The sequence below is a fragment of the Aquabacterium sp. genome, from assembly GCF_036279655.1.
Lineage (GTDB): Bacteria > Pseudomonadota > Gammaproteobacteria > Burkholderiales > Burkholderiaceae_C > Aquabacterium.
Genome location: NZ_DASUIT010000006.1, coordinates 1 through 23,787, shown reverse-complemented (window position 1 = coordinate 23,787; position 23,787 = coordinate 1). Strand labels below are relative to the sequence as shown.

The following is a 23,787-nucleotide window of genomic DNA, read 5'->3' as shown; positions in this document are numbered from 1 at the left end:
CCGCGAAGCGCGCGACAATACCGGGTTTACACCCTCGTGCCCCATGTCCGCCCTTCGTCAACGCCTGATCCGCATCCTGGCCCGACTGCTGTCGGTTGCCACCGGTCCGCGCGTGGTCTATGGCTGGCGCAATGCCGACGGGTCCTATTGCCCCAGCACACGGGTGAGCACCCACACCTGCTTCGAGCACCCCAAGGGGCTGACGCTGGGCGACCACGTTTTCGTGGGGCATTTCAATCGCATCGATGGCTCCAACGGCCTGGTCATCGAGGAGGGGGTCCAGATCACCAACTACGTGTCGGTGCTGAGCCATTCCAGCCATCGCTCCGTGCGCATCATGGGACGCCGCTACATCGGCCACCCGGATCCACTGGGTTATGTGCGTCGGGCCACCCACATCGGGGCCTACAGTTTCATCGGGCCCCACTGCATCATCGCGCCCGGGGCGCGCATCGGTAAGGGCGTGATCGTGCAAGCCTACAGTTTCGTGTCGGGTGATGTGCCTGATTTCGCCATCGTCGGCCCCAGGGCCCTGGGCCAGCCTGCCATCGTCATGGGCGACACCCGCCTGATGGACGGCAACTTGCTGATGCAGCACCCTGAATACCGGCCGGTCTATGCGGCCTGGGCTGGCCAGGATGCGCTGCGCAAGGCCCTCGAAGGCGCTGCCGGGGAGCGTCGCTGATGCCGGCCCTGGACCGACCCATGCGCATCCTCTTTTTTGCCGATGCGGCCAGTGTGCACACCCGTCGCTGGGTGGCCGCAGCCGCCGAGCGGGGTGCCCGCTGCATCGTCATCACCCGGCAGTCGGCCGAGGTGCCGGGTGCCCAGGAGGTGATCACCATCGCCCCGGGACAGGACAAGCTCAGCTGGTTCAAGGCCTTGCCCGAGGTGCGGCGCGTGGCGCGTCGGCTGGGGCAGACCTTTCAGCCCGATCTGGTGCATGGCCACTACGTCACGTCTTACGGCTTGTGGGCGGCGGCCTGCGGTCTGCCCGTTCCCAAGGTGCTCACGGCCTGGGGGTCGGACATCCTGGTGACGCCCCGCGAGAGCCGGCTCATGCGCTGGGTCGTGGGCTGGTCATTGCGCCGCGCCGACCTGATCACGGCCGATTCGCTGGACATGGTCGAGGACATCGCGCGCTATCACCCCAGCGCGCCGGTGCATCAGATCCTGTGGGGCGCGGACACCGATCGCTTTGTGCCGGGCACGCCTGGGACCGACTTCGAAGTGGTGAGCCTGCGCAGCTGGGAGCCCAACTACAACATCGACCTGATCATCGAGGCCTTTGCTCGCTTCGTGACCATGCGACCGCATTCGCATGCCCGACTGCACCTGCTGGGTGGGGGCCCCATGGAAGCGGCGCTGCAGGAACGCGTGGCCTCGCTGCGCTTGCTGCAGCAGGTGCGTTTTCATGGGCGGGTGGGGGATCAGGCCATGGTGGACGCCATCCAGCGCAGCCGGGTGTCTGTGTCCGTGCCTAGCAGCGACGCCACTTCGGTCTCGGTGCTGGAGTCCATGGCCTGCGGCTTGCCCATCATCGCCTCGGATCTGCCGGCCAATCGCCAGTGGATCGACGAGCGGGGCGGCTGGATCGTGCCGGTGCGTGACATCGATGCCCTGACCGAGGCCTTCGTGGCCGTGCACGATCAGCCGGCGCAAGCCATGGCGCGTGGTGCCCACAACCGGGAACGCGTCATTCGAGAGGCCTCGCGGCGCGGCCAGATGGACCGCATGTGGCAGCTCTACGAGCAGGTCATCAAGCCCAACCCCAAGCTGCGCAAGCGCAAGGATGCGGTGCAGCCAGGGGCGCCCTCATGAGCGGGGTGCGCACGGTCTCGGTGATCGTGCCCTGTCGCAACGAGCGCGATCACATCGAGGCCTTCTGCCGCAGCGTGGTCGAGCAGAGCGTGCCCGCTGGCTGGGCCCTGGAGGTGCTGATCGCCGATGGCATGAGCGATGACGGCACCCGTGAGCGGCTGGCGGCCTGGTGTGCGGCCGATCCTCGCTTCGTCATGATCGACAACCCGGGGCGCATCGTCTCGTGCGGGCTCAACCGGTGCATCGAGCGTGCCCGGGGTGACTTCATCGTGCGCCTGGATGTGCACAGTGTCTATGCCCGCGACTACATCGCGCAGTGCCTGAGCACCTGGCAGGCCACCGGCGCCGACAATGTGGGCGGTCCCTGGAAGGCCGAAGGCCAGGCCGGCCCGTCCGGCACTGTGCAGCGAGCCATCGCTGCAGCCTTTCAGTCGCGCTGGGTGGCCGGTGGCGCCTTGTCGCGTGATCTGGCCTACAGCGGGCCGGTGGACACGGTCTACCTGGGCGCCTGGCCGCGCGAGACCTTCCAGCGTTTTGGCGGGTTTGACGAGCAACTGGTGCGCAACCAGGATGACGAGCACAACCTGCGCATCCACCAGGGCGGTGGCCGGGTCTGGCAGGCCTCGGCCATCCGCTCGACCTACCACCCGCGCGCCAGCATCGGCGATGTGTTCCGTCAGTACCGTCAGTACGGCTACTGGAAGCCCTTCGTCATGAAGAAGCATGGTCAGGCGGCCTCCTTGCGCCACCTGATTCCCGGCCTGTTCGTGGGCGTGTGGCTGGGCTTGCTGGTGTGGGTGGTCTTGTGCGGCCTGGGCACCAGCCTGCTGGGTCAGCCCGGTGGGGTGCTGCAGCAGGGCCTGGCCTGGGCCACCGTGATCGGTGCGGCACTGCTGCTGGCACAGACCGTCCTGTATGGCGCGGCCGTGGCGGCGGTGAGCTTGCTGATCGCCCGCCAGCAGGGCATGGACCTGCTGTCCCATCTGCCCCGTGTGATCGCGGCCTACCATGTCGGTTATGGCCTGGGATCCCTGCGGGGCTGGTGGGATGTGGTGCGCACCGGCCAACCCGATCCTGCCTTTGGTCGCCTCACCCGCGGTGCCGCGCATCAGCGCTAGGCCGGCCTTTTCACGACATCGAGATCATCATGAGCCAAGCTCCCTTCCTGCCCTTTGCCTTGCCTGAGATCGGCGAGGAAGAAATCGCCGAAGTGGTCGACACCCTGCGCTCGGGCTGGGTCACCACCGGCCCCAAGGCCCGCCGCTTCGAGCAGGCTTTCGCCGAGTTCCTGGGTGAAGAGGGGCTGCATGCCATCGCCGTGAACTCGGCCACCGCCGGCCTGCACCTGGCCCTGGAGGCCTTGGGCATCGGCCCGGGCGACGAGGTCATCACCACCACCCACACCTTCACGGCCACGGCCGAAGTGGTGCGCTACCTGGGGGCCGACGTCAAGCTGGTGGACATCGATCCGGCCACGCTCAACATCGACCCGGCTGCCATCGAAGCGGCCATCACGCCCCGCACCAAGGCCATCATGCCGGTGCACTACGCGGGCCTGGCGGTCGACATGGACGCCATCTTCGCCATCGCCGACAAGCATGGCCTGAAGGTGGTCGAGGACGCGGCCCACGCCCTGCCCACGACCTACAAAGGGCGGCTGGTTGGCCTGCATCGCAGTGATGCCGTGGTCTTCAGCTTCTATGCCAACAAGACCATGACCACGGGCGAGGGTGGCATGCTGGTCACGCGCGACGATGCCCTGGCGGCGCGCGCCAAGGTCATGCGCCTGCATGGCATCAACCGCGATGCCTTTGACCGCTTCACGGCCAAGGTGCCCAGCTGGTACTACGAGATCGTGGCGCCCGGCTTCAAGTACAACCTGACCGACATCGCGGCGGCCCTGGGCCTGCACCAGCTCCAGCGGCTCACGGGTTTCCAGGCGCGTCGTGAGCAGATCGCCCGCCGCTATGACGAGGCCCTGGCCGATCTGCCCCTGATCCTGCCGCCGCGCCCCGTGCAGGCCGGGGATGTGCACTCCTGGCATCTGTATGTGGTGCGCCTGAGCGACGCGACCCCCGTGAGCCGCGATGCCGTGATCGACAGCCTGTTCGCCGATGGCATCGGCGTGAGCGTGCACTACATCCCGCTGCACCTGCACCCCTACTGGAAGGAGCGCTACGATCTGCAGCCCGCGCAGTTCCCGCACAGCCAGAAGGCCTACGAGCGCATGCTCACGCTGCCCCTGTACACCCGCATGACGGACGACGATGTCGAGCGCGTGATCACGGCGGTGCGCAAGGCCCTGGCCTGATGTCCTGCCGGAGTGGGTGATGAGCAAGCGTCTGTTCGATTGGCTGATGTCGTCCCTGGGCCTGCTGGCGCTGGGGCCACTGTTGCTGCTCATTGCCCTGGCGGTCAAGCTCGACTCACCCGGGCCGGTGTTCTTTCGGCAGGAGCGTGTGGGGCGCTTTGGCCAGACCTTCCGCATCCACAAGTTCCGCACCATGCGGCACGACCCGGTGGGCCAGGGTCTGCAGATCACGGTGGGCGCTGATGCTCGCATCACCCGCGTGGGGCACTGGCTGCGGGGCAGCAAGCTCGACGAGTTGCCGCAACTGATCGATGTGTGGGTGGGCACCATGAGCCTGGTGGGGCCGCGCCCCGAGGTGCCGCGCTATGTGGCGCATTACCCGGCCGAGCTGCGCGACAAGATCCTGTCGGTGCGACCGGGCATCACCGACATCGCCTCCATCGAGTACCGCGATGAAAGTGCCGTCCTGGCCCGCGCGAGCAACCCCGAGCAGGCCTACATCCACGAGGTGCTGCCGCACAAGCTGGCATTGGCCGCGCAGTATGTGGATCAGGCCTCGGTGTGGATGGATGTGAAGCTGATCCTGCGGACCATCGGTGCGATCGTGCGGGGCTGAGCGGCAGAGACTCAGCGCCCGGACGTGTTGCGATCACGCCAGGACCGGGGCGGGGCGCCTTCATAGACCACATCCTCGCAGCGGGTCGGAAAGATGGCCCCGGGGGGCTTGCTCAGCGCTTCCATGTAGCACGGTGGCATGCCCGCCAGGAAGCTGAGATAGAACAAGGTGGTGAACTCACGCGGGCTGAGGCCGAAGTCGGCGCCAAAGGCCGCCACCAGCGCACCGAAGTTCATCTGCAGCGGCAGGCCCTTGGCCTGCAGGTGGCGTTCCACCTCGTAGGCCAGCAAGACATGAGGCCCTTCGTCCAGCCCCAGCTCGCGTGCCCGGGCCATGGCGGGGGCCAATCGCTCGTCGCCTGAGGCCAGCGGGCGGCCATAGCCGGCCAGTCGCCCCTGGGTCTGCAGGTGTTGCGTCACACATTCCTCCAGGGAGGCTCCGGCCCGCATCGCACGGTGAGTGCGCAGATAGAAGGCCACCGCCCTGAACTCATTGCGTCGACCATAGATGCGGGCTTCCGACACGGCCTCGGCGGCCGACAGTGCCAGATTGATGGTGCTGCGGGTGCTCCCGGCCAGGGCGGCCACCCGGTTGTTCCAGATGCGTGCATCGGGGTAGCTGGTGCTGACGCACAGATGCTCCAGCATGGCCAGATGCGAGGCCGGCAGGCGTCGCCCGGTCACGCCGTAGCAGTACAGATCGATCCAGCTGGTCTGCCCGAGCAGATCCCGGTGCAGGTCCTGCCCCCGAAAGACTGCCCGTGTGCCCGGGAAGGCGCCGCCCACAGCGCTCTGGAAGGCGCCACGGTACCGGTTCAAGGTGGCGGGGCCACGGTCATGGAGGCTCACGAGCAGATCCTGGTGTCTGGATCGTCCTGCAGATCCAGGGGGGGGAAGGGGAACTCGCGGTAATGCCGCTCGCTCTGCTCCAGGGCATGGGCCGCGGCACCAGGCAGACGCATCAACAGATGCAGCATCTCGCCTTGTGCGGGGGTCATCCCCAGATCGGCCAGGGCGGTCGCGGCCACGCCCATCATGGACAGGGGCAGACCCGTGTGTTGCTCCAGGGTGCCACGGTGGCGTTGCAGCCATGGCAGGCGGGGGCCCGGACTCAAGGCCGACAGGCAGTCCAGCGTCTGCAGCACGGTGGTGGCCGTGCGGATGCCGTGCGGATCGAAGCCGGGCGGGTGCTCGACGTCCGGCCAGACATCGTCGGGCTGGGTGGGGCCCACGGCGGACGTGAGGGCCATCAGCCACCGGGGCAGCCAGTCGGAGGCAGCGTCACCCACCGACTGCCAGATGCCCTGCACCAGGAAAACCTCGCGTGAGCCACCGCATTGCCCGGCGCCCACGGCCAGGGCTGCCATCAGATTGGCCGCTGCCAGTGAGCCCCCGATGCCGCCGGCCATGGCGGCATGGACCGAAGGGTCGCGTGGGCCGGGGTTGGCCAGCGCCACGGCCAGGGCATCCAGCAGATCGGTCTGTGCCGGCGAAGGCGGCTGGCCGCACAGCAGCAAATACACCATCTCGGCCCAACGCGCATGGCCCAGCATCTCGCCATACACATCGAAGCCATGACAGCGTGCTCGCCGCGTGGCGAAGGCATTGTCCGGCTCGGGTTCTTCCTGCCAGATGCGGGTTCGAATGGGGGCCGTGCTCATTGCGGATGGGTGTCCAGCGTCTGCATGCGCAGGCTCATGGGGGGCACTTCCTCGGGGTCGATGCGCACATCCAGCAAGGTGGGGCCGCCCCGCTGGAGGATGGCGTCCATGTCCAGTGTCTGAAAGTCCTCGGGCGATTCGATCACATGGGCCGCCACCCCCATGGCCTGAGCCATCAGCCGGTAGTCGATGCGCGGCAGTTCGAAGGCGATCTGTTCTGCTCCGGCCAGACGCTGACCATGCTTGACCATGCCCAGCGCGGCGTCGTTGAGCACCACGAAGATCACCGTCAGCCCTTCCTGGGCCGCCACCGTGATCTCCTGGCCGTTCATGAGGTAGCTGCCATCGCCGGTGATGCACACCACCGGACAGTCCGGCTTGCCCCGGGCGATGCCCACGGCGGCGCCGATGGCCCAACCCATGGGCGCAAAATCCATCAGCACGCGCAGCCAGCCGGCATGGTCGTGCCGGCGCTCGCCCCGCGAGGCCGGCGGCGCGCTCAGTCTGTCGACCGAGCGCAGACCACCGCGTCGGTTGCGCAACTCCAGATGATGGATGGCCCAGGCCGTGCTGTTGCCAGCGTCGGCCACGAAGCGGGTGGTGGGCGGCAGCCGTCGAGACAACTCGTGCATCAGACGCTGGGGTTTGATCGGTGTCGCATCCGAGTCACGCTTGGCCGCTTCCGTGATGTCGACACCCTGACCGCGTGGCTGGTCGCGGTGCAGCACCAGGGCGGGGGCACTTTCCGGGGGCGACTGCGGGGGCATCAGGTCCAGCAGGCGCTCGAAGATCGTGAGGATGCGGCCCCGCACGTGTTGCTGCGCCATGGGTGAGCGCATCAGGTGTTCGGGGTTCTCGTCAATATGGATCAGCCGGTGGTTGAGCACGCTGTCGCTCCAGGCGCCACTGGTCCACTCACCCAGGCTGGTCCCGATGGCCAGCGTCAGATCGACGTTGTCGCGCAAGGCCTCCTGGGCCGAAACATGTCCGGCAAACCCGAACACGCCGCGGTAGAGGCGGTGGTGCGGGTTGATCAGGCCCTTGGCGTCCGGCGTGGTGACGAAGGGCGAGCCTGTCTGCTCGGCAAAGCGCACGACGGCGCCGATGCCCTCACCGCACCCGGCGCCAATGATCAGGACCATGCGACGGCTGTGTTCCACCGTGGCCGCCAGGGTCTGGACAGCATCCTCGTCGATCAGGGAGGGTTTGACCAGCAGGGACCTCAGCACGGAGGCCGATTGCCTGGGGTGAACCCTGGACCGGAGGATGTCCACCGGGATGGACAGGTGGCTTGGGCCGTGGGGCGCCTGCATGGCCTGCATCAAGGCGCTGATCAGCTTGTTCTCCAGCTGGTCCACATGGGAGACCAGGGTGTTGTAGCGTGTGCAATGCCGGAACATGCCCACGGTGTTGACGCCCGTGCAGGCCGATTCCTGCAAGGCGCCCCGGCCGAACAAGGGCAGGGCTGGCTGGCCGGTGATGGCCAGCAGGGGCACACTGTTGTCGAAGGCGCATGCCACCCCGGTGAGCAGGTTGGTGGCCCCCGGTCCCGACGTGGCACAGCACACCCCCAGCTTGCCGGTTTCCCGGGCATAGCCGTCGGCCATGAAGGCGGCGCCCGCCTCGTGGCGCGCCAGGACCGGACGCGGTCCTCCACGGCGCATGCTCACGGCCAGGGCGTTGTAGAGAGGTTCGATCGCTCCACCGGGCACGCCAAAAACGTATTCCACGCCCAGGGCTTCAAGGTAAGAGACGATCAGGGTGGCGGCCTCGACGGAGGAGGGGGGCGCCGAAAGGGGTACTGCTGCTGACGACATCTTGTTGCGCTCGAATCCAACTGCTTTTGCCCGGACTGCGACAGCTCAGTCTTGTGACAATTGCAACAGGATGCCAGCGCCCCTTGACAGAGTCATCCCCCTTGTCGTGGGGGACCGCGCTCATCTGCGGGGGGATCGTGATATCCACCACATGAGTGACGTTTTGGCTCAAACACTGGGTAAGCTATGCACCATCGAGCAAAGCACACAGGATGGAGGATGACTGTGGGGATTGCATACCGTGCAGCGAGGTTTGTGCTGCGCGCGGTGGCCTTGTGGGCGCTGCTCTGGCAGGCGCCGGGGGCTGTGGCGGGCGCCGATGAGGCGGCTCGCTCCATTGCCGTGATCTACCCTGACATCGGGGAGCCTTATCGCAGTGTCTTTTCGGCCATCATCGGAGGGGTCGAGGACAAGGCGCGCGCGCGCGTGGTCAGCGTGGCGGTGGGGGCCAATGTCAACGTGCCGGAGATCTCGGGCGATCTGCGACGGCGGGACGTGCGCGCGGTGATCGCGCTGGGGCGCAATGGCCTGAAGGTGGCCTCGGGCCTGGATCGCTCCATCGGCGTGGTCGCAGGCGGGGTGCTGTCGGTGCCCGAGTCCGAGGCCCAGAGCATGTCGGTCTACAGCCTGGCACCGGATCCGGCCCTGCTTTTTGCTCGCCTCAAGGGCCTCATGCCCTCTGCACGCCGGGTGATCGTGGTGTATGACCCACGCCAGAACGCCTGGCTGATCCGTCTGGCCCGCGAGGCCGCCAAGGTGCATGGCCTGGAGCTCGTGGCCTTCGAGGCCGATGACCTCAAGGGGGCCGTGCGGCTCTACAAGGATGTGCTCTCGTCGATCGATGTGCGCCGTGACGTGCTGTGGCTGCCTCAGGACACCACCACGGTCGAGGACTCGGCCGTGCTGCCCCTGGTGCTGCGCGAGGCCTGGGAGCAGAACCTGGCGGTGTTCTCCAGCAGCGTGTCGCATGTCAAGCGCGGGGCCCTGTTTGCCCTGTATCCCGACAACGCGGAGCTGGGGCGCGAGCTGGCGGGATGGGCCCTGAGTTACGCCGCTTCGGGGGTGGTGCCGCCGCGCGGCTTGCAGCCGCTCAAGGACGTGCGGGTAGCCGTCAACACCAGAACAGCCAAACACCTGGGGATCAATCTGGGCAGTGCCCAGATGCGGTTCGACATGGTCTACCCGGAGCCTTGACATGAGCAGTAGTCAAACTCAGCCCACCATACCCATCCGGCGATGGACCGACTGGCTGCACCGCAGCACGTTCCAGCGTCAGTTGAGCGTGGCCGTGACGATCGGCGTCATCCTGATGGCGCTGTTCTCGTCGGTCGGCAGCGCCTGGCAGGGCAGCCGCCACATCAAGGAAACCCTGCTGCAGCAAGGCGAGCGCATCGCCACCAGCCTGGCCATGCAAAGCACCCTGGCACTGCTGTCGTCGTCACCGGACAACGTGGCGGAGGCCGTCGGTGCCACGCTGACCTTTCCGGATGTGCTGCGCGCGGAGATCCGACGCGCCGATGGCAGCTTGCTGCTGGCGCGCGGCGTGGCGGTCAGCCACTCTGATGCGGTGATGCCCTTGCGCGCGCTGCCCAAGGAGGCCTACATCGAGTCCGAAACCGAGGACGCGTGGTGCTTTGTGGCGCCCGTCTGGACCCGGCCGACCGCATCGCCCTTTGATGTGCAGCCCTCGGAGGCCGAATATCTGGGGTATGTGCGCCTGGTGCACAGCAAGAACACCCTCACGCGGATGATGGCCAACATCTTCGTGGTCAACCTGACCAGCTCCTTTTTCTTTGCCGCCTTGTTCCTGGCGGCCATCCGTTTCCTGTCGGGACGCATCACGCGCCCTCTGCATGTGCTGTCCGGTGCCATGGCGCGCGCCGAGCGGGGCGAGGCCAACGTCCGGGCGGTGGTCGATGGGCCCAAAGACATTCAGGCCATGGCCCTGGCCTTCAATCGCATGATCACGGTGCTCCAGGACCGTGGCGACGAGCTGCAAAGCCATCGTGAGCACCTGGAAGATCTGGTGCGCGAGCGCACGGCCGAGTTGCGGCAGGCCAAGGAGCGTGCCGAGGAGGCCAGTCAGGCCAAGAGCGCCTTCCTGGCGCGCATGAGCCATGAGTTGCGCACGCCGCTCAACGCGATCATGGGCTATGCACAGATCCTCAAGATGGACAAGAGCCTCACGTCGCGACAGCTCACGGGGCTCAACACCATCCACAGCAGTGGCGAGCACCTGCTGCTGCTCATCATCGACATCCTGGACCTGTCACGCATCGAGGCCGGCAAGGTCGAGCTCAACCCGACCACGGTGCAGCCACGTGAGTGCCTGGCCTCTGTGGCCGACATCATCCGGGTCAAGGCGCAGGAAAAATTCCTGCACTTCGAGCTCCAGTGTGCCGACGATGTGCCGCCTGCCGTGGCCATTGACGAGAAGCGCTTGCGTCAGGTGCTGCTCAATCTGTTGAGCAACGCGGTCAAGTTCACCCAGCAGGGGCTGGTGATGCTGTCGGTGCATCGCCAGGAGCGGGATCTTCCTGCCGATCAGGTCTGTCTTCGCTTCGAGGTGCAGGACTCGGGGGTGGGGATCGCACCCGAGGAGCTGGATCGGATTTTTGAGCCCTTCGAGCAGGCCGGAGACGAAACCAGCCGCTCCGGTGGGACCGGCCTGGGGCTGGCCATCAGCCGCCAGCTGGTGCGCCTGATGGGGGGGGACATCCAGGTGATCAGCCAGCCGGGGCGGGGCAGTCGTTTCATGTTCGATGTGATTGTGCCCATCGTGACGGCCCAAGAAAGCGCGGCACTGGTGAACGAAGTGCAGGCCCATGTGTCGGGTTATGCGGGGCCTCGTCTGACCATCCTCATCGTGGACGATGTGCTGGCCAATCGCACCATGCTGGTGGACTTGCTCAAGCCCTTGGGCTTCGATCTGGCCGAGGCCTCGGACGGGCAGCAGGCGCTGGATCAGGTCCGCGCGCTGGCACCTGATCTGGTCCTGATGGATCTGGCCATGCCGGTGATGGATGGCCTTGAGGCCACCCGACGCCTGCGCGCCGAGTACACGATGGCGCAACTGCCCGTGATCGCCCTGTCGGCCAATGCCTCGCAGGAGTCTCGTGAGGACGCGCTGGGTGCCGGGGCCAACGCCTTCCTGCCCAAGCCCATCGAGCGATCGTCGCTTCTGAAGCGGGTGGGAGAGGCGCTGTCCTTGAACTGGGTGTTCGAGGCGCCTTAGAACCTGTAGCTGGCCTGGACGCTGACGGTCCGCCCTGGCAGGGGGATGTCGTCGGGCAGGGAGATGAAGGGTTGCGCCAGCGAGCGGTCATAAGGGCTGGGTTCGCGGGCATCGACATCCAGCAGATTGCGCACGGACAGGGCCACACTCCAGCCCCGATTGCCAGCGGTCTCATGGCGCAAGGTCATGTCGACCGTGCCATAGCCCGCCAGCGGCCGTCGTGTGTCGCCCGCAACCCGTGGGCGCTCGCTGATCCAGTTGACCTGCGGATGCAATGACCAGCTTGGCATGAAGCGCCAGTCGGCCCGCAGGTAGAGATGGTGGTGAGGGGCATTGCCCGCATCCTGATCGGTGGTCTGATCCTGAGAGTACTGGTAGCTGTAGTTGCCACTGAGGTGCAGCGTCCTGCCGACATCCCAGTTGCCTTCCAGCTCCAGGCCATTGCCGTGCTGTCCGCCGGTGTTCTGGTAGACGTTGCTGGACAGGCGGATGATGTCCTTCATGCGGTAGTGAAACAGGTTCAGGCCCAACTGCACGCCCGGGCGGAGGTGCCAGGCCACGGCGGCCTCCAGCGTGTCGATTTTTTCGGGCTTGAGCGCGGCGTTGCCGGTGACCACAGGGTTGTTGATGGCATACAGCTCCGACATGGACGGCGCACGGAAGGCCGAGCCATACAGCACCTTGGCGGTGACGTTGTAGGCGGCCTCCCAGACCAGTGCCAGGCGGGGGTTGGTGGTGCTGCCGAAGTCGGAATGATCGTCGTGACGCAGGCCGGCGGTCAGGGTCCAGTCCTTGGCCATGGACCATTCGTCCTGCACATAGACGTAGCGCTTGATGCGACCGTGCGGCCGCATGAAGGGGGCGGTGTCACTGACGTCGATGACATCGCTCACCGAGCCGGTGCCGATGCGCGAGTAATCCGGGTTGAAGTTCTTGGACTCCTGCGTCTTGTAGACCTCCTGGTGCTCGACACCCACCCCCAGTCGGATGCGATGGGCTTGGAGACCGGTGTACAGCGCCGAGCCCCCCAGGTGGTAGTGACGCTCCCATTTGTAGGGGTTGCCGATCATGCCGTCGGTGAAACCCGCAAAGCCCGCAGGAAACAGGGTCAGATCCGAGAACTCCTTGTAGTGCATGCCACTGGCCTGCAGGGACAGATCCCAGCCGGGTGCGATCTGCGGATGCTCATAGCTCAGATCGGAGCTGAAGTTCTGGCTGTAGTTCTCACCGGTCGGATCCAGTGCGGAGGCCACGCCTGTCCCCGAGCCCACGCGCGAGCGCTCCTTGAGGTGGGTGCGCCATTGCCAGCGTTTCCAGGCCAGGGTCAGGCTGGCATCGATCGAGTCCCGGCTGTTGCTGATGCGGCCGGGTGCATGAGAGACCTGGGTATTGAACACGCCATCCCATCCCGTCTGGGCATCGGCCTGGACCACACTGTTGGATCCCTGGGTGCTGCCCACGCGCAGGTAGGCCGACACATCCACCGCCCCCCAGGTGCCGCCGTGCAGCATCCAGGCATCCCCGGTCTTGAATGAACCTGCCCGAAGGCCCACTTGCGTGCCATCCACATCAGCAGCGGATTTGGTGATGATGTTGATGACACCCGAGAAGGCATCGGCACCATACAGGGCGGATCCGGGCCCCCGGATGACTTCGATGCGAGCGATGTTGTCCAGGGTCATGCCGCCCCAGACGTTGCCCCGGTTGCCGGTGTAGATGGAGGTGAGCGGGATGCCGTTGAGCAGCATGAGCACCTGAGGGGTGTAACCCAGGTAGATGCCACGGATCACGTAGTTGGGAGTGAAGGTCTGCGTGGAGCGGGCCACATGCAGGCCTGGTACGGTCTCAAGCACTTCGTCGAGATCCGTCGCACCCATGGCCGCGATGTCATCGTCGGTGATCACCGTGGCCACGGCGGGGGCGCGGGTCAGGGGCTGGCGCGATCCGGTGGCGATGCTCACGAAGGGCTGTTCGCCATAGGCCAGGGCCAGTTCGTCTTCATCGCTTTGCTGGGCGCAGGCGGGAGCCACCAGGGCCAGGGCACACAGCACCGATGCCGTGAGCGTCGATAGGCGAGGCTGACTGTCCACCAGATGGCGTTGTCGGTTCATGTTGTGCTGGCTTCCGTGGTGATGTCCAGTATCCAGAAGAACCATCAGGTCAGCATGTGTGACTGGGGAGCTGAATGGTGACCTCGTTCAAAGGCCACCCATCACCCTCGCTCCGCCATCCTGACCTGAGGAAGACCTCGGCAATATATACCGATTGCGAATGATTCAACACCTGTTGTATGGCTGTTACTTCATGACGCCTGCGCTGTTTATCGGCGACCAGGCTGCCAGCTTGAGGGCTGGCGCTACGATGGCCATGCTGTGTGCTTCTCCGTGCTTTTTTGAATGACTCGCCGACTCATCGCCCACCTGGACATGGATGCGTTTTACGCATCGGTGGAGCTGTTGCGTTATCCGCAGTTGCAGGGCCTGCCGGTGGTCATCGGTGGTGGGCGGCGTCATCAGCCCCAAGTGACGCCTGACGGCGGGTCCAGCTTTGCCACCTTGCGCGACTATGCCGGGCGCGGGGTGATCACCACGGCCACCTATGCGGCCCGTGCGCTCGGGGTCCATTCGGGCATGGGTCTGATGAAGGCGGCGGCGCTGGCACCTGATGCCATCTTGCTGCCCGTGGACTTTGATCAGTACCGACATTACTCCCGGCTGTTCAAGGCCGCTGTGGCCACCCTGGCTCCGGTCATCGAAGACCGGGGCATCGACGAGATCTACATCGACCTCACCGAGGTCGCGGGCGCTCAGGACACGTCACCCGATGACGCGCTGGCGGGTGTGCGCGAGGTGGCGCGCCGCATCAAGGCGGCGGTGGTGGAGGCCACCGGCCTGAGCTGCTCGATCGGGGTGTCGCCCAACAAGCTGCTCTCCAAGATCGGCTCCGACCTGGACAAGCCCGATGGCTTGACCGTGCTCGCGGCCGAGGACCTGCCCTCACGCATCTGGCCGCTGCCGGTCGGGCGCATCAATGGGGTGGGGCCCAAGGCCCGTGCGCGTCTGGAAGGCCTGGGTGTGATGAGCATCGGGGATCTGGCGGCCGCCGACCCCGCCTGGCTGGTGGCGCAGTTCGGAGCGCACCACGGCACCTGGCTGCATCAGGCCGCCCATGGCATCGATGACCGCCCTGTGGTGACCTTTCGCGAGCCCAAGTCGCTCAGCCGAGAGACCACCTTCGAGCGGGATCTGCATCCACGTCAGGACCGTGAGGCCCTGGGCGCGGTGTTCACCCGGCTGTGCGAGCAGGTGGCGCAGGATCTGGTGCGCAAAGGCGTGGTGGGTCGCACGGTGGGTGTCAAGCTGCGCTATGAGGACTTTCGCATCGTCACGCGATCCATCACCTTGCCCGATCACACGGCCAATGCCGCCGAGATCCGACGCTGGGCCGGGCGCTGCCTCAAGACCGTGCCCCTGGATCGACGCCTGCGCCTGCTGGGCGTGAAGGTCGAGGGGCTGTGTCAGCGGGCGCGCTGGGAGACCACTCGCCAGGCGGTCGATGAGGTCGCAAGCCACCATGCCGTTCAGGAGTCTCTCCCCCTGTTTGGTGACATGGGGACGACATGGGGCGCTGATAAACTGCGGTCATAACTCAACAGATCAGTGCTCGGGAGGGCCGGCCGTGAATCAGACCAATCCACAGGATCAGCAGCGCTTTGCGCCTCCGCGTGCGCGGGTGGCCGATGTGCCATCCAGCAGCGGTTCACTGGAGATGGCCGAGCGCTCCACGCGATTCTGGGCCGCCATGATCGACATGGTCCTCCTCATGGTCGTGTTCGGTCTCTTGCTGGTGGTGCTGCCTGAGTCCTTCTTGAACATGGAGCGTGGCTACTGGTCCTTCGACGTGATCGAGTCCTTGTTCGGCTTTGTCCTGTTCATGGCCATCAACGGCCATCTGCTGCGCACCCAGGGACAGACGGTGGGCAAGATGTTGCTCAAGATCCGCGTGGTGCGCACGGATGGCTCGCGCGCCTCCCTCATGACCCTGGCGGGCGTGCGGTACGGTGTGGGTTATCTGCTCAATGTGGTGCTGGCCGTCGGCATGATCTATGGTTTGATCGATTCGCTGTCCATCTTCCGAGATTCCCGGCGCTGCATCCATGATCTGATCGCCGACACCATGGTGGTCAAGGCCTGAGCAGCGTCTGCCTGTGTCCCTCGATACCCTGAGCACCGCCGAGACGCCGGAAGGCATCTCGCTGACCCTGCGCCCTGCAGGTCTGGTGGCGCGCACGCTGGCCTACCTGATCGACTTTGGCATCCGGTTGGGGGTCTTTGTGGTCGCGGCCATGCTGCTGTCCTCGTTCAAGGGGGTGGGGCAGGCGCTGCTGCTCATTCTCATGTTCCTGCTCGAATGGTTCTACCCGGTGGTGTTTGAACTGGCACGCCAGGGGGCCAGCCCGGGCAAGCGGGTCATGGGGCTGCAGGTGGTCATGGAGTCGGGGCTGCCCATCACTCCGGCGGCCTCGCTCACGCGCAATCTGCTGCGCGCGGCTGACTTCATGCCCATGCTCTACGCCTTCGGTCTGATGTCCATGCTGTTGCGCCATGACTTCAAGCGCCTGGGGGATCTGGCTGCGGGCACCCTGGTGGTTTACAGCGAGCCCGTGAGCCTGCATGGCCAGTGGCCCGAGGCCACACCCCATGCGCCTGCGCGGGCACTGAGTCAACGCGAGCAGGCCGCCATTGTGGCTTGGGCCGGGCGCGCCGAGCGACTCACCGCCGAGCGGCTGGACGAATTGGCGCAACTGGCGCCCGATGTGGCGGCGCCCGAGGCTGGGGCGCGGGGTGGATCGTTCCCGGCCACGCGGGGGCTGCTGCAGGTGGCGCACTGGTTGATGGGGCATCGCGCGCCAGGAGGTGGCAGTTCATGACTCCCTTGCAGTTCGAGGCCCTGTATGCGCCCATGTGGCGTGAGCTCGATGCCCTGCTGGCACAGGCTCACGGCAAGCAGGCCGCTGCGCTGGACGGCGCGCGTCTGAGTGCGCTGTATCGGCGCAGTTGCGAGCATCTGGCCCTGGCCCAGGCACGGGCCTATCCCATCCACCTGATCCAGCAACTGGAGCAGCTCACGCAACGTGCGCATCGCCTGATCTACCGGCGGCAGGACATGGGCATGGCCGGCCTCAAGCGCATGGTGCTCGTCCAGATCCCTCAGAGCGTGCGTGACCACCGTGCCTATGTGCTGGTGGCGGCGCTGCTCTTCGTGCTGCCCATGCTGGTGGTGGGCTGGCTGTCCTGGCGGGATCCGGGTTTCATCCTGCACCTCATGGGGGCCTCGCAGGTCCGGGAGTTCGACGTCATGTATGGCGAGGGCAAGAATGCCCTGGGCGCCAAGCGCACGGCGGACACCGACTGGGGCATGTTCGGGCACTACATCATGAACAACATCAGCATCGGCTTCCAGTGTTTTGCCGGGGGCTTCTTTCTGGGGTTGGGCAGCGTGTTCTGTCTGGTCTTCAATGGCCTGTTCATCGGTGCGGTGGCGGGCTACCTCACCGTGCGGGGGCATGGCGAGAACTTCTACTCCTTCGTCATCACGCACGGGGCATTCGAGCTCACGGCCATCGTGCTCTCGGGGGCGGCCGGTCTGCGCCTGGGGCATGCCCTGCTGGCACCGGGTCGGCGCACGCGCCTGGCCTCGCTGCGCCACGCGGCGGCCGAGTCCATCGTGATCGTCTACGGGGTGTTCGGCTTGCTCTTCATCGCGGCCGTCATCGAGGCCTTCTGGTCCTCGGCACGCTGGGTGTCGCCCGACGTCAAGTTCGGGGTGGGCGGCGCCTGCTGGTTGCTGGTGCTGGCCTATCTGGGCTGGCAGGGGCGTGCCGCACGAGCTCCTGCGCCGTCGTTGGTGAACACGCGGGAGGCCTCGCATGCAGGTTGATGCCCTGGCGGTGCAACTGCGCCCCCGCCCCATGTCGGAAGCCTGCGATCTGGGGGTGCGCATGGTGCAGCGCCATGCCCGCTCACTGCGCCTGACCTGCATGCCGGTGTTCCTGGCGGTGTGCCTCGTCGCCTTGTCCACCATCGAGATCGCACCTTGGTTGCCCATGTTCCTGGTGTTCTGGCTCAAGCCCTGGATGGACCGCAGCGTGCTGTTCGTGCTGTCGCGCGCGGTGTTCGGCCAGGAAACACGTTTTGCCGATCTCTGGCAGGCCCGCCGCCAGGTCTGGTGGCAACAGTGGCCACGCACCCTGGTGCTCAGGCGGCTGTCGCCCTGGCGCGCCTTCACCCAGCCCATCTACCAACTGGAGGGGCAGCAGGGCGGTGCCTTGCGTGAGCGGCGTGCCCAGTTGATCCGCGGTCACAAAGGCATGGCGTCTCTCATGCACCTGGTCTTTGCGCACCTGGAGATGGTGCTCAACATGGGGGTCTTGTTCTTGGTGATGTGGATGTTGCCCGAAGGGCTGCAGTGGGATCCCATCCGCTCGCTGCTGCGTGCGGAGCTGGATTGGTTGCCCGCCTTGCTCAGCTTCCTGACCTACGCTGCCGTGGTGAGCTGGCTGGAGCCCTTCTATGTGGGGGCCGGTTTTGCGATGTACCTCAACCGCCGGGTCGAGCTGGAAGCGTGGGACATCGAGCAGGAGTTTCGTCGTGTGTTCCATGACTGAGGTGCGTGCGCTGGCGCTGGTCTGCCTGATGGCCTGGGGGATGGCCGCCATGCCGTCGCCCGTGTCGGCGCAGGTGCTTGACCCGGCCTTGCCGTCCGCCTCTCAGGTGGAAGCCGAGCGCGAGCGCCTGAAATCGGACCCGAACCTGCCCGCGCAACGCATGGAAAAGACCCTGCGTTTCATCGACAAGAAGAAGACACCCGAGAAGCGTACCGAACCCCAGACAGCCCCCTGGTTGATCGATGCCGTGCGTTGGTTCAACGAGACCGGGCGTCTGCTGGTGTGGGCGCTGGGCGCGGTGGCGGTGGCCTTGCTGCTGGTGGGGCTGCGGACCTGGATCAAGGTCCGTGGGGATCAGGCCCGGCCGGCCGGACGTCGCCTGCCCAGCCATGTGCGTGATCTGGACATCCGCCCCGAGAGCCTGCCCGATCGCATCGGCCCCGCAGCCCTGGCCTTGTGGCAGGGTGGGGAGCAGCGGGCCGCGCTGTCCCTGCTGTATCGCGGGGCGCTGTCTCGCCTCGTGCATGACCACGAGGTGCCGATCACGGCCGCCAGCACCGAGGGGGACTGCCTGCGTCTGGCGGGGCCGCAGCTCGATGCGGATCGACTGGCCTATGTCGATGGTCTGGTGCAGGCCTGGTTGCAGGCGGTGTACGGGCACCGCCTGCCCGAGGACACCGTGGTGCAGGCGCTGTGTGCGCAGTTCGATGCCCGGCTGGGGCCTGTGGCGGCCGTTCGGTCCGGGGTGTCCGCATGAACCGCGATCTGCTGATCAAGCTGCTGGCGGTGCTCTTGCTGGGGGCGGCTTCGTGGTGGTTGGTGCAGAACACCGAGTGGGTGGACGAGCCCGTGAACGGCGAGCTCCAGGGCGAGGCGCGCACCAATGATCTGTATCTGGTGCAGCAACTGGGGCGTCGGCTGGGGGCGCACTCAGAGGCCTATGACAACCTCGACCGGCTGCCGCCGCCCGGGGCCACGCTCTGGCTCGACAGCTGGCATTGGGACCTGTTTCCCGAGCGCGCCCAGTCCCTGCGTCGCTGGGTCGAGTCGGGAGGGCATCTGGTCATCGGGGCGCAACTGCTGGACAAGGAGCACCTGCAGTCCTGGATTCCGATCACCTCTGAAGAACCCCCTCGGGTCGACAAGGACGAGGAGGATGAGGCGGGCGAAGCCGGCGAGCCTGATGAGACCGCATGGCAGGCCCAGGCGCCTGCGCGGCCTGCATCTGCGGTGCGACGTGTCCCGCCCTGTCATGCCTTGCGGGAACTGGACGGGGTGCCCAAGGCCTTTCCTGACCGATCGGTGCTGGAGATCTGCTCGCGCGCCTACGAGCTTCTGCGCACCCGGGCCCGGCCGGTTTGGGGGCTGGAGGACGAGATCGGCCCCCGCGTGCTGCGCGTGCGTGTGGGACAGGGCCTGGTCACCGTGACCCAGGTGCCGAGGTGGGGCAATCGAGATCTGCTGGACGATGACAACGCCTTGTTGGCCGTGGCCACGCTGGGGCTTCAGCCCGGCGCCCGGATCTGGTGGGTGACCGAAGAATCCCGTCAGCCACTGCTGTCGCTGGTCTGGGAGCGCGGCTGGGTGGTGCTGGCCCTGGGTGGGCTGACCTTGCTGGCGGCGCTCTGGCGTGGTGCGGTTCGCTTCGGACCGCCCCTGGTGGTGGGAGATCTGGCGCGTCGCTCCATGGGCGAGCAGATCCGGGGCACGGCGGGCTTCCTGCAAGCCCATGGCCGCGAGACCCTGGTGCGCGCGCAAGTGCGCGCCCTGGACGAGACCGCACGCCTGCATGTGCGCGATTACACACGCCTGGACCCGCTGGCCCGCGCCCAGGCGCTGGCCCAGGCCAGTGGCCTGGCCGCAGATGAGGTGACACGCGCCCTGAACGCCAGCTGGCGCCGCTCCACCGGCGATTTTCTCTGGACCCTGGACACGCTGGAAACCCTGCGCCGCCGCCTGAAGGCGCAGGCGCGCAGGTCCGGCGCATCGACAGATCAACAAGGATGACCCCATGAACCTCAACCCCGCCGACCTTTCCCGTGCTGCCGAGTTGCTCAACGAGTTGCGACAGGAGCTGAGCAAGGCCGTGGTCGGTCAGCGCGAGGCTGTCGACCAGACCCTGGTGGCCCTGGTGGCCTCGGGGCACGTGCTCATCGAAGGTGTGCCTGGCCTGGGCAAGACCCTGCTGGCGCGCTCGCTGGCCAAGGCCATGACGCTGAACTATGCCCGGGTGCAGTTCACGCCCGACCTGATGCCCTCGGACATCACGGGCCACTCGGTGCTCGACGCCAGTGCACGTGGCGACAACGCCACCGGCATCGCGGCCTTGCGTGTCCATAAGGGCCCGGTGTTCACCAACCTGCTGCTGGCCGACGAGATCAACCGCGCGCCTGCCAAGACGCAGAGCGCCCTGCTGGAGGTGATGCAGGAGTACCAGGTCACGCTGGAAGGGCAGACCCTGCCCCTGCCGCGGCCCTTCATGGTGATCGCCACGCAGAACCCCATCGACACCGAGGGCACCTACCCCCTGCCCGAGGCGCAGCTCGACCGTTTTCTCTTCAAGATCAATGTGGGCTACCCCACGCAGGCCGAGGAAACGGCCATCGTGCGCCTGACCACCGAGCAGCTCAGCGGTGATCAGTTGCCGCTCGATGCCCTGAGCCCGCGCCTCAACGATCGCCACGTGCAGTCGCTGCAGAAGATGGTGTCCTTCATCCAGGTGGATGAACGGGTGGTGGACTACGCCGTGCGCATCATGCGGGCCACGCGGCAGTGGCCGGGGCTGTCGTCCGGCGCAGGGCCCCGTGGGGCCATTGCCCTGGTGCGCGCGGCCCGGGCCACGGCGCTGCTGCAGTCACGGGACTTCGTGACACCGGACGATGTCAAGCGCCATGCCTTGCCGGCGCTGCGTCACCGCGTCATGCTGGCCCCCGATGCGCAGCTCGAAGGGCGCGAGGTCGATGAACTCCTGCTGGCCGCGCTGGACAGCGTGGATGCACCGCGCCTGTGAGTGGCATGAACCGGCGTCGCATCATCCCATCGAACCGACTGGTGTGGTCGCTGGCCGCCCTGGCTTTGGCTGCCTTGCTGGCGCTGGTGCTGGGCGCGGGCGTGAGCGAGGTGCTGCAGGGCACTGCGCTGATCCTGCTGGCGGGCCTGATCTGGGCCGTGCAGGATCTGTGGCGCACCGGGCGGGCCTGGCGTGCCTCGCCCTTGCGCATCGAGCGGCACTTGCCTCATGCCTTTGCCCTGGGCGTGGGGCGCCCGCTGGGCCTGACCCTGGTCAACGAAGGGGTGCAGGATTGGCAGGTGGGGATCTTTGACGAGGTTGATCCCCGGCTGGACGTTGAAGGCATGCCCCAGCAGGTGCGGGTGCCCGCGCAGCGGCGTGTGGATGTGAGCTTCCGCGTCACGCCGCGTCGTCGGGGTCCGGCACAACTGGGCAGCACCCATCTGCGCCTGCGCAGCCTGGGGGGCTGCTTCGAGATTCTCTTCTCGATGGGGCAGGAGCAGACCCTGCACGTCTATCCCAACTTCGCGGCCGTGTCCCGGTACGCCTGGCTGGCGGGTGACCGACGCCTGTCCCAGATCGGCATCAAGACCTATGCCCACCGTGGCATGGGCACGGATTTCAAGCAGTTGTCGGATTACCGCATGGGCGATCCGGTGCGGCACATCGACTGGAAGGCCACCTTGCGGCATGGACGCCCCATCGTGCGCGAGTTCCAGGACGAGCGCGACCAGTGCGTGATCTTCCTGCTTGATTGCGGGCGCCGCATGCGTGCCTACGAGGGCGATGAGTCGGGCGCGGCCAGCCACTTCGACGAAGCCCTCAATGCCCTCATGCTGATGAGCTATGTGGCGCTGAAGGAGGGCGACGAGGTGGGGGCCATGACCTTTGGCACGCCACCGGGGCAACAGCGGCACTTCGCGCCCCGCAAGGGTGCGGCCACGCTCAATGCCCTGATGGCGCGGCTCTATGACATCGAGCCCGACACCAGCCATTCGGATTACGTGGTCGCCGCTCAGGAGTTGCTGCGTGTGCAGCACAAGCGGGCGCTGGTGATCGTGCTGACCAACTTCCGCGACGAAGACGCCGCCGAGCTTCAGCCCGCCCTGTCGCTGTTGCGCGGGCGCCATCTGGTGCTGGTGGCCAGCCTGCGCGAGCGGGTCTTGCGCGACATCGGCGAGCAGCCCATTTCGCGACCCGAGCAGGCGGCCGAGGTGGCCACCGCCCACTGGTTCGAGCAGTCTCGCCGTGATGCCTTCGTGCGCACGGTGGGGCACGATGCCCTGTCGGTCGATGTCGAGCCATCGCAACTGGCGGCGGCCCTGGTCAATCGTTATCACGCGGTCAAGCGGTCGGGGCTGCTCTAGCCGCGTCGCCGATCGCTTTGTTTGATTTCACTTCACGTCAAGGAGGACGTTTCATGAGCGCAGTCAATCCCTTCCAGCCCCCTCGTGCCGAGGTGTCCGATGTCCTGCCCCGTGGGCAAGGCTTTGCCGAGCCCAAGGTCTGGTCCGCCAAGGGCCGCATCGGGCGTTTGCGTTACCTGGCCTACCTCATGGGGGCCTACCTGGTGTTTCTGCTGGCGATGGCGGTGGCCGGTGGCCTGGGTGCGGCCCTGGGGGCGACAGGTGAAGCGGGTGGGCTCATCACGGTCTTCATGGTGCTGGGCATGATCCCCTTCATGGTCCTGTCGATCATGACCGCCATCCAGCGCTGTCATGACCTGGGCTGGTCCGGCTGGATCGTGCTGTTGTCCTTCGTGCCCTTCGTCAATATCTTTGTGATGTTGGCTTGGGTCTTCAAGGCAGGCGATGCCGGATCCAACAAGTTCGGTCAGCCGCCCACACCCAACACTCGCGGCGTCAAATGGCTGGCGCTGACCTTCCCGGTGATCATGCTGATCGGCATCCTGGCCGCCATCGCCATCCCGCAGTACGCGCAGTATCAGCAGCGTGCGCAGTCGCTCCAAGTGGCGCCGCCGGTGGGCAATACGCCCTGAACCCCATGTGGTCGATTGAGCTCCTGCGGTCGATCCTGCTTCAGAGGGAGGTGCCTCCTGCCGCATGTAGGTGAGAATAGAGAAATACATAAACGATGGTGCGAGGGATGATGAGTTGCATGCGTGTTCAGGCGTGGTTGACGCTGCTCTTGCTGACACTGTCGTCCTTGTCGTCTGCACAGCTCACCTCAGGCAGGACAGGCAGCACGGTCAGCACCAGCGCACCCACCGCGACCTGCGGCCCTAGCGGCACGGGCCAGACGGCATGCGGTGGTGATGGCGTGGCCAGCCAGAACCTCAACGAGGTGGATGCGGGCGCGGGCAACCCGATCCATCTGATCACGGGCAACAAGTACCAGCGCGAGGTGGATCTGCCCGCCCTGCCGGGGGTGCTGGGCCTGGAGGTTGTGCGCCACTACAACAGCCAGCTCAGCCGCCTGAGCACGCCCAACGGCATCGTGGGGCGAGGCTGGAAGCTGTCCTACGAGACGCGGCTGTATCCGGGGGCCGTGTCCTTGCAGGTGGTGCAGGCCGATGGTGCACGCATCATCTTCAGCCGCGATCCGCTGCGCCCCAGCGTGTGCACCACCGCCGATGCCTCGCAAGGGCAGATCAAGGTGATCAAGTCGCCCCAGGGCACCCGCTACGAGT

At 66.4% G+C, this 23,787-nt stretch carries 22 protein-coding genes; 18 read left to right on the top strand and 4 right to left on the bottom strand.

The window, feature by feature from the left end:
• Positions 1-43 precede the first annotated feature (43 nt).
• The 5 genes from VFW84_RS00740 to VFW84_RS00720 are packed head-to-tail and all read left to right on the top strand — an operon-like array spanning position 44 to position 4,748.
• Positions 44-685 (top strand): acyltransferase, encoded by a 642-nt coding sequence (locus VFW84_RS00740; protein ID WP_329678509.1) that lies wholly within the window; start codon positions 44-46, stop codon positions 683-685.
• A 20-nt stretch (positions 686-705) separates the two neighbouring features.
• Positions 706-1,821, top strand: coding sequence for a glycosyltransferase (locus VFW84_RS00735; protein WP_329678508.1), 1,116 nt, complete (start codon positions 706-708; stop codon positions 1,819-1,821).
• Positions 1,818-2,939, top strand: a complete 1,122-nt coding sequence (locus tag VFW84_RS00730) for a glycosyltransferase family 2 protein (protein ID WP_329678507.1) — start codon at positions 1,818-1,820, stop codon at positions 2,937-2,939. Before VFW84_RS00735 ends, VFW84_RS00730 begins: the two co-directional genes overlap by 4 nt.
• 29 nt (positions 2,940-2,968) lie before the next feature.
• Positions 2,969-4,132, top strand: a complete 1,164-nt coding sequence (locus tag VFW84_RS00725; RefSeq protein ID WP_329678506.1) for a DegT/DnrJ/EryC1/StrS family aminotransferase — start codon at positions 2,969-2,971, stop codon at positions 4,130-4,132.
• A gap of 19 nt (positions 4,133-4,151) precedes the next feature.
• Positions 4,152-4,748 carry a sugar transferase gene (locus tag VFW84_RS00720; RefSeq protein WP_329678505.1) on the top strand — a complete coding sequence of 199 codons (597 nt, stop codon included), beginning with the start codon at positions 4,152-4,154 and terminating at the stop codon, positions 4,746-4,748.
• A gap of 11 nt (positions 4,749-4,759) precedes the next feature.
• On the opposite strand, the gene VFW84_RS00715 is transcribed toward VFW84_RS00720, so the two are convergent.
• Genes VFW84_RS00715 through VFW84_RS00705 form a run of 3 tightly spaced genes read right to left on the bottom strand, consistent with a single transcriptional unit; the run spans position 4,760 to position 8,225 of the window.
• Entirely contained in the window at positions 4,760-5,596 is an 837-nt protein-coding gene (locus VFW84_RS00715; RefSeq protein ID WP_329678504.1) for a hypothetical protein, read from the bottom strand.
• Positions 5,593-6,408 (bottom strand): citryl-CoA lyase, encoded by an 816-nt coding sequence (locus VFW84_RS00710; protein ID WP_329678503.1) that lies wholly within the window; start codon positions 6,406-6,408, stop codon positions 5,593-5,595. The genes VFW84_RS00715 and VFW84_RS00710 overlap by 4 nt, the downstream gene beginning before the upstream one ends.
• The gene (locus VFW84_RS00705; RefSeq protein ID WP_329678502.1) at positions 6,405-8,225 is read right to left on the bottom strand and encodes a thiamine pyrophosphate-binding protein; all 1,821 of its coding nucleotides are present in this window, start codon (positions 8,223-8,225) and stop codon (positions 6,405-6,407) included. The genes VFW84_RS00710 and VFW84_RS00705 overlap by 4 nt, the downstream gene beginning before the upstream one ends.
• Positions 8,226-8,444: 219 nt before the next feature.
• On the opposite strand from VFW84_RS00705, the gene VFW84_RS00700 reads away from it, so the two are divergent.
• Both VFW84_RS00700 and VFW84_RS00695 read left to right on the top strand, forming a co-directional pair.
• The gene (locus VFW84_RS00700) at positions 8,445-9,419 is read left to right on the top strand and encodes an ABC transporter substrate-binding protein (RefSeq protein WP_329678501.1); all 975 of its coding nucleotides are present in this window, start codon (positions 8,445-8,447) and stop codon (positions 9,417-9,419) included.
• A 1-nt stretch (position 9,420) separates the two neighbouring features.
• Complete coding sequence (locus tag VFW84_RS00695; RefSeq protein WP_329678500.1) at positions 9,421-11,460, top strand: ATP-binding protein; 2,040 nt, start codon at positions 9,421-9,423, stop codon at positions 11,458-11,460.
• On the opposite strand, the gene VFW84_RS00690 is transcribed toward VFW84_RS00695, so the two are convergent.
• Positions 11,457-13,571 (bottom strand): TonB-dependent receptor, encoded by a 2,115-nt coding sequence (locus VFW84_RS00690; protein ID WP_329678499.1) that lies wholly within the window; start codon positions 13,569-13,571, stop codon positions 11,457-11,459. The genes VFW84_RS00695 and VFW84_RS00690 overlap by 4 nt on opposite strands.
• A 285-nt stretch (positions 13,572-13,856) precedes the next feature.
• Here VFW84_RS00690 and dinB point away from each other — a divergent pair, with 285 nt between their 5' ends.
• The 11 genes from dinB to VFW84_RS00635 form a co-directional block, all read left to right on the top strand.
• Entirely contained in the window at positions 13,857-15,107 is a 1,251-nt protein-coding gene (gene dinB, locus VFW84_RS00685; RefSeq protein ID WP_329678498.1) for a DNA polymerase IV, read from the top strand.
• Between the two features lie 31 nt (positions 15,108-15,138).
• Positions 15,139-15,654, top strand: coding sequence for an RDD family protein (locus VFW84_RS00680; protein WP_329678497.1), 516 nt, complete (start codon positions 15,139-15,141; stop codon positions 15,652-15,654).
• A 13-nt stretch (positions 15,655-15,667) separates the two neighbouring features.
• Positions 15,668-16,390, top strand: a complete 723-nt coding sequence (locus VFW84_RS00675) for an RDD family protein (protein WP_329678496.1) — start codon at positions 15,668-15,670, stop codon at positions 16,388-16,390.
• Complete coding sequence (locus tag VFW84_RS00670) at positions 16,387-17,400, top strand: stage II sporulation protein M (RefSeq protein WP_329678495.1); 1,014 nt, start codon at positions 16,387-16,389, stop codon at positions 17,398-17,400. Before VFW84_RS00675 ends, VFW84_RS00670 begins: the two co-directional genes overlap by 4 nt.
• Positions 17,390-18,127 (top strand): hypothetical protein, encoded by a 738-nt coding sequence (locus VFW84_RS00665; protein WP_329678494.1) that lies wholly within the window; start codon positions 17,390-17,392, stop codon positions 18,125-18,127. The genes VFW84_RS00670 and VFW84_RS00665 overlap by 11 nt, the downstream gene beginning before the upstream one ends.
• The gene (locus VFW84_RS00660; RefSeq protein WP_329678515.1) at positions 18,120-18,884 is read left to right on the top strand and encodes a DUF4129 domain-containing protein; all 765 of its coding nucleotides are present in this window, start codon (positions 18,120-18,122) and stop codon (positions 18,882-18,884) included. The genes VFW84_RS00665 and VFW84_RS00660 overlap by 8 nt, the downstream gene beginning before the upstream one ends.
• Complete coding sequence (locus VFW84_RS00655) at positions 18,881-20,134, top strand: DUF4350 domain-containing protein (RefSeq protein WP_329678493.1); 1,254 nt, start codon at positions 18,881-18,883, stop codon at positions 20,132-20,134. Before VFW84_RS00660 ends, VFW84_RS00655 begins: the two co-directional genes overlap by 4 nt.
• Positions 20,135-20,138: 4 nt before the next feature.
• Positions 20,139-21,137 carry a MoxR family ATPase gene (locus VFW84_RS00650; protein ID WP_329678492.1) on the top strand — a complete coding sequence of 333 codons (999 nt, stop codon included), beginning with the start codon at positions 20,139-20,141 and terminating at the stop codon, positions 21,135-21,137.
• A gap of 5 nt (positions 21,138-21,142) precedes the next feature.
• Positions 21,143-22,504 (top strand): DUF58 domain-containing protein, encoded by a 1,362-nt coding sequence (locus VFW84_RS00645; RefSeq protein WP_329678491.1) that lies wholly within the window; start codon positions 21,143-21,145, stop codon positions 22,502-22,504.
• A 53-nt stretch (positions 22,505-22,557) separates the two neighbouring features.
• A complete protein-coding gene (locus VFW84_RS00640; RefSeq protein ID WP_329678490.1) occupies positions 22,558-23,136 on the top strand; it encodes a DUF805 domain-containing protein in 579 nt (192 codons plus the stop codon).
• Between the two features lie 119 nt (positions 23,137-23,255).
• The coding region (locus VFW84_RS00635) for a DUF6531 domain-containing protein (RefSeq protein WP_329678489.1) at positions 23,256-23,787 on the top strand (532 nt) is incomplete at its 3' end.

Bases quoted from the DNA above. Each gene is read 5' to 3' on its own strand.
- VFW84_RS00740 (WP_329678509.1), top strand. From the start codon at position 44: ATGTCCGCCCTTCGTCAACGCCTGATCCGCATCCTGGCCCGACTGCTG.
- VFW84_RS00735 (WP_329678508.1), top strand. From the start codon at position 706: ATGCGCATCCTCTTTTTTGCCGATGCGGCCAGTGTGCACACCCGTCGC.
- VFW84_RS00730 (WP_329678507.1), top strand. From the start codon at position 1,818: ATGAGCGGGGTGCGCACGGTCTCGGTGATCGTGCCCTGTCGCAACGAG.
- VFW84_RS00725 (WP_329678506.1), top strand. From the start codon at position 2,969: ATGAGCCAAGCTCCCTTCCTGCCCTTTGCCTTGCCTGAGATCGGCGAG.
- VFW84_RS00720 (WP_329678505.1), top strand. From the start codon at position 4,152: ATGAGCAAGCGTCTGTTCGATTGGCTGATGTCGTCCCTGGGCCTGCTG.
- VFW84_RS00710 (WP_329678503.1), bottom strand. From the start codon at position 6,408: ATGAGCACGGCCCCCATTCGAACCCGCATCTGGCAGGAAGAACCCGAG.
- VFW84_RS00705 (WP_329678502.1), bottom strand. From the start codon at position 8,225: ATGTCGTCAGCAGCAGTACCCCTTTCGGCGCCCCCCTCCTCCGTCGAG.
- VFW84_RS00700 (WP_329678501.1), top strand. From the start codon at position 8,445: ATGACTGTGGGGATTGCATACCGTGCAGCGAGGTTTGTGCTGCGCGCG.
- VFW84_RS00695 (WP_329678500.1), top strand. From the start codon at position 9,421: ATGAGCAGTAGTCAAACTCAGCCCACCATACCCATCCGGCGATGGACC.
- VFW84_RS00690 (WP_329678499.1), bottom strand. From the start codon at position 13,571: ATGAACCGACAACGCCATCTGGTGGACAGTCAGCCTCGCCTATCGACG.
- dinB (WP_329678498.1), top strand. From the start codon at position 13,857: ATGACTCGCCGACTCATCGCCCACCTGGACATGGATGCGTTTTACGCA.
- VFW84_RS00670 (WP_329678495.1), top strand. From the start codon at position 16,387: ATGACTCCCTTGCAGTTCGAGGCCCTGTATGCGCCCATGTGGCGTGAG.
- VFW84_RS00665 (WP_329678494.1), top strand. From the start codon at position 17,390: ATGCAGGTTGATGCCCTGGCGGTGCAACTGCGCCCCCGCCCCATGTCG.
- VFW84_RS00660 (WP_329678515.1), top strand. From the start codon at position 18,120: ATGACTGAGGTGCGTGCGCTGGCGCTGGTCTGCCTGATGGCCTGGGGG.
- VFW84_RS00655 (WP_329678493.1), top strand. From the start codon at position 18,881: ATGAACCGCGATCTGCTGATCAAGCTGCTGGCGGTGCTCTTGCTGGGG.
- VFW84_RS00650 (WP_329678492.1), top strand. From the start codon at position 20,139: ATGAACCTCAACCCCGCCGACCTTTCCCGTGCTGCCGAGTTGCTCAAC.
- VFW84_RS00645 (WP_329678491.1), top strand. From the start codon at position 21,143: ATGAACCGGCGTCGCATCATCCCATCGAACCGACTGGTGTGGTCGCTG.
- VFW84_RS00640 (WP_329678490.1), top strand. From the start codon at position 22,558: ATGAGCGCAGTCAATCCCTTCCAGCCCCCTCGTGCCGAGGTGTCCGAT.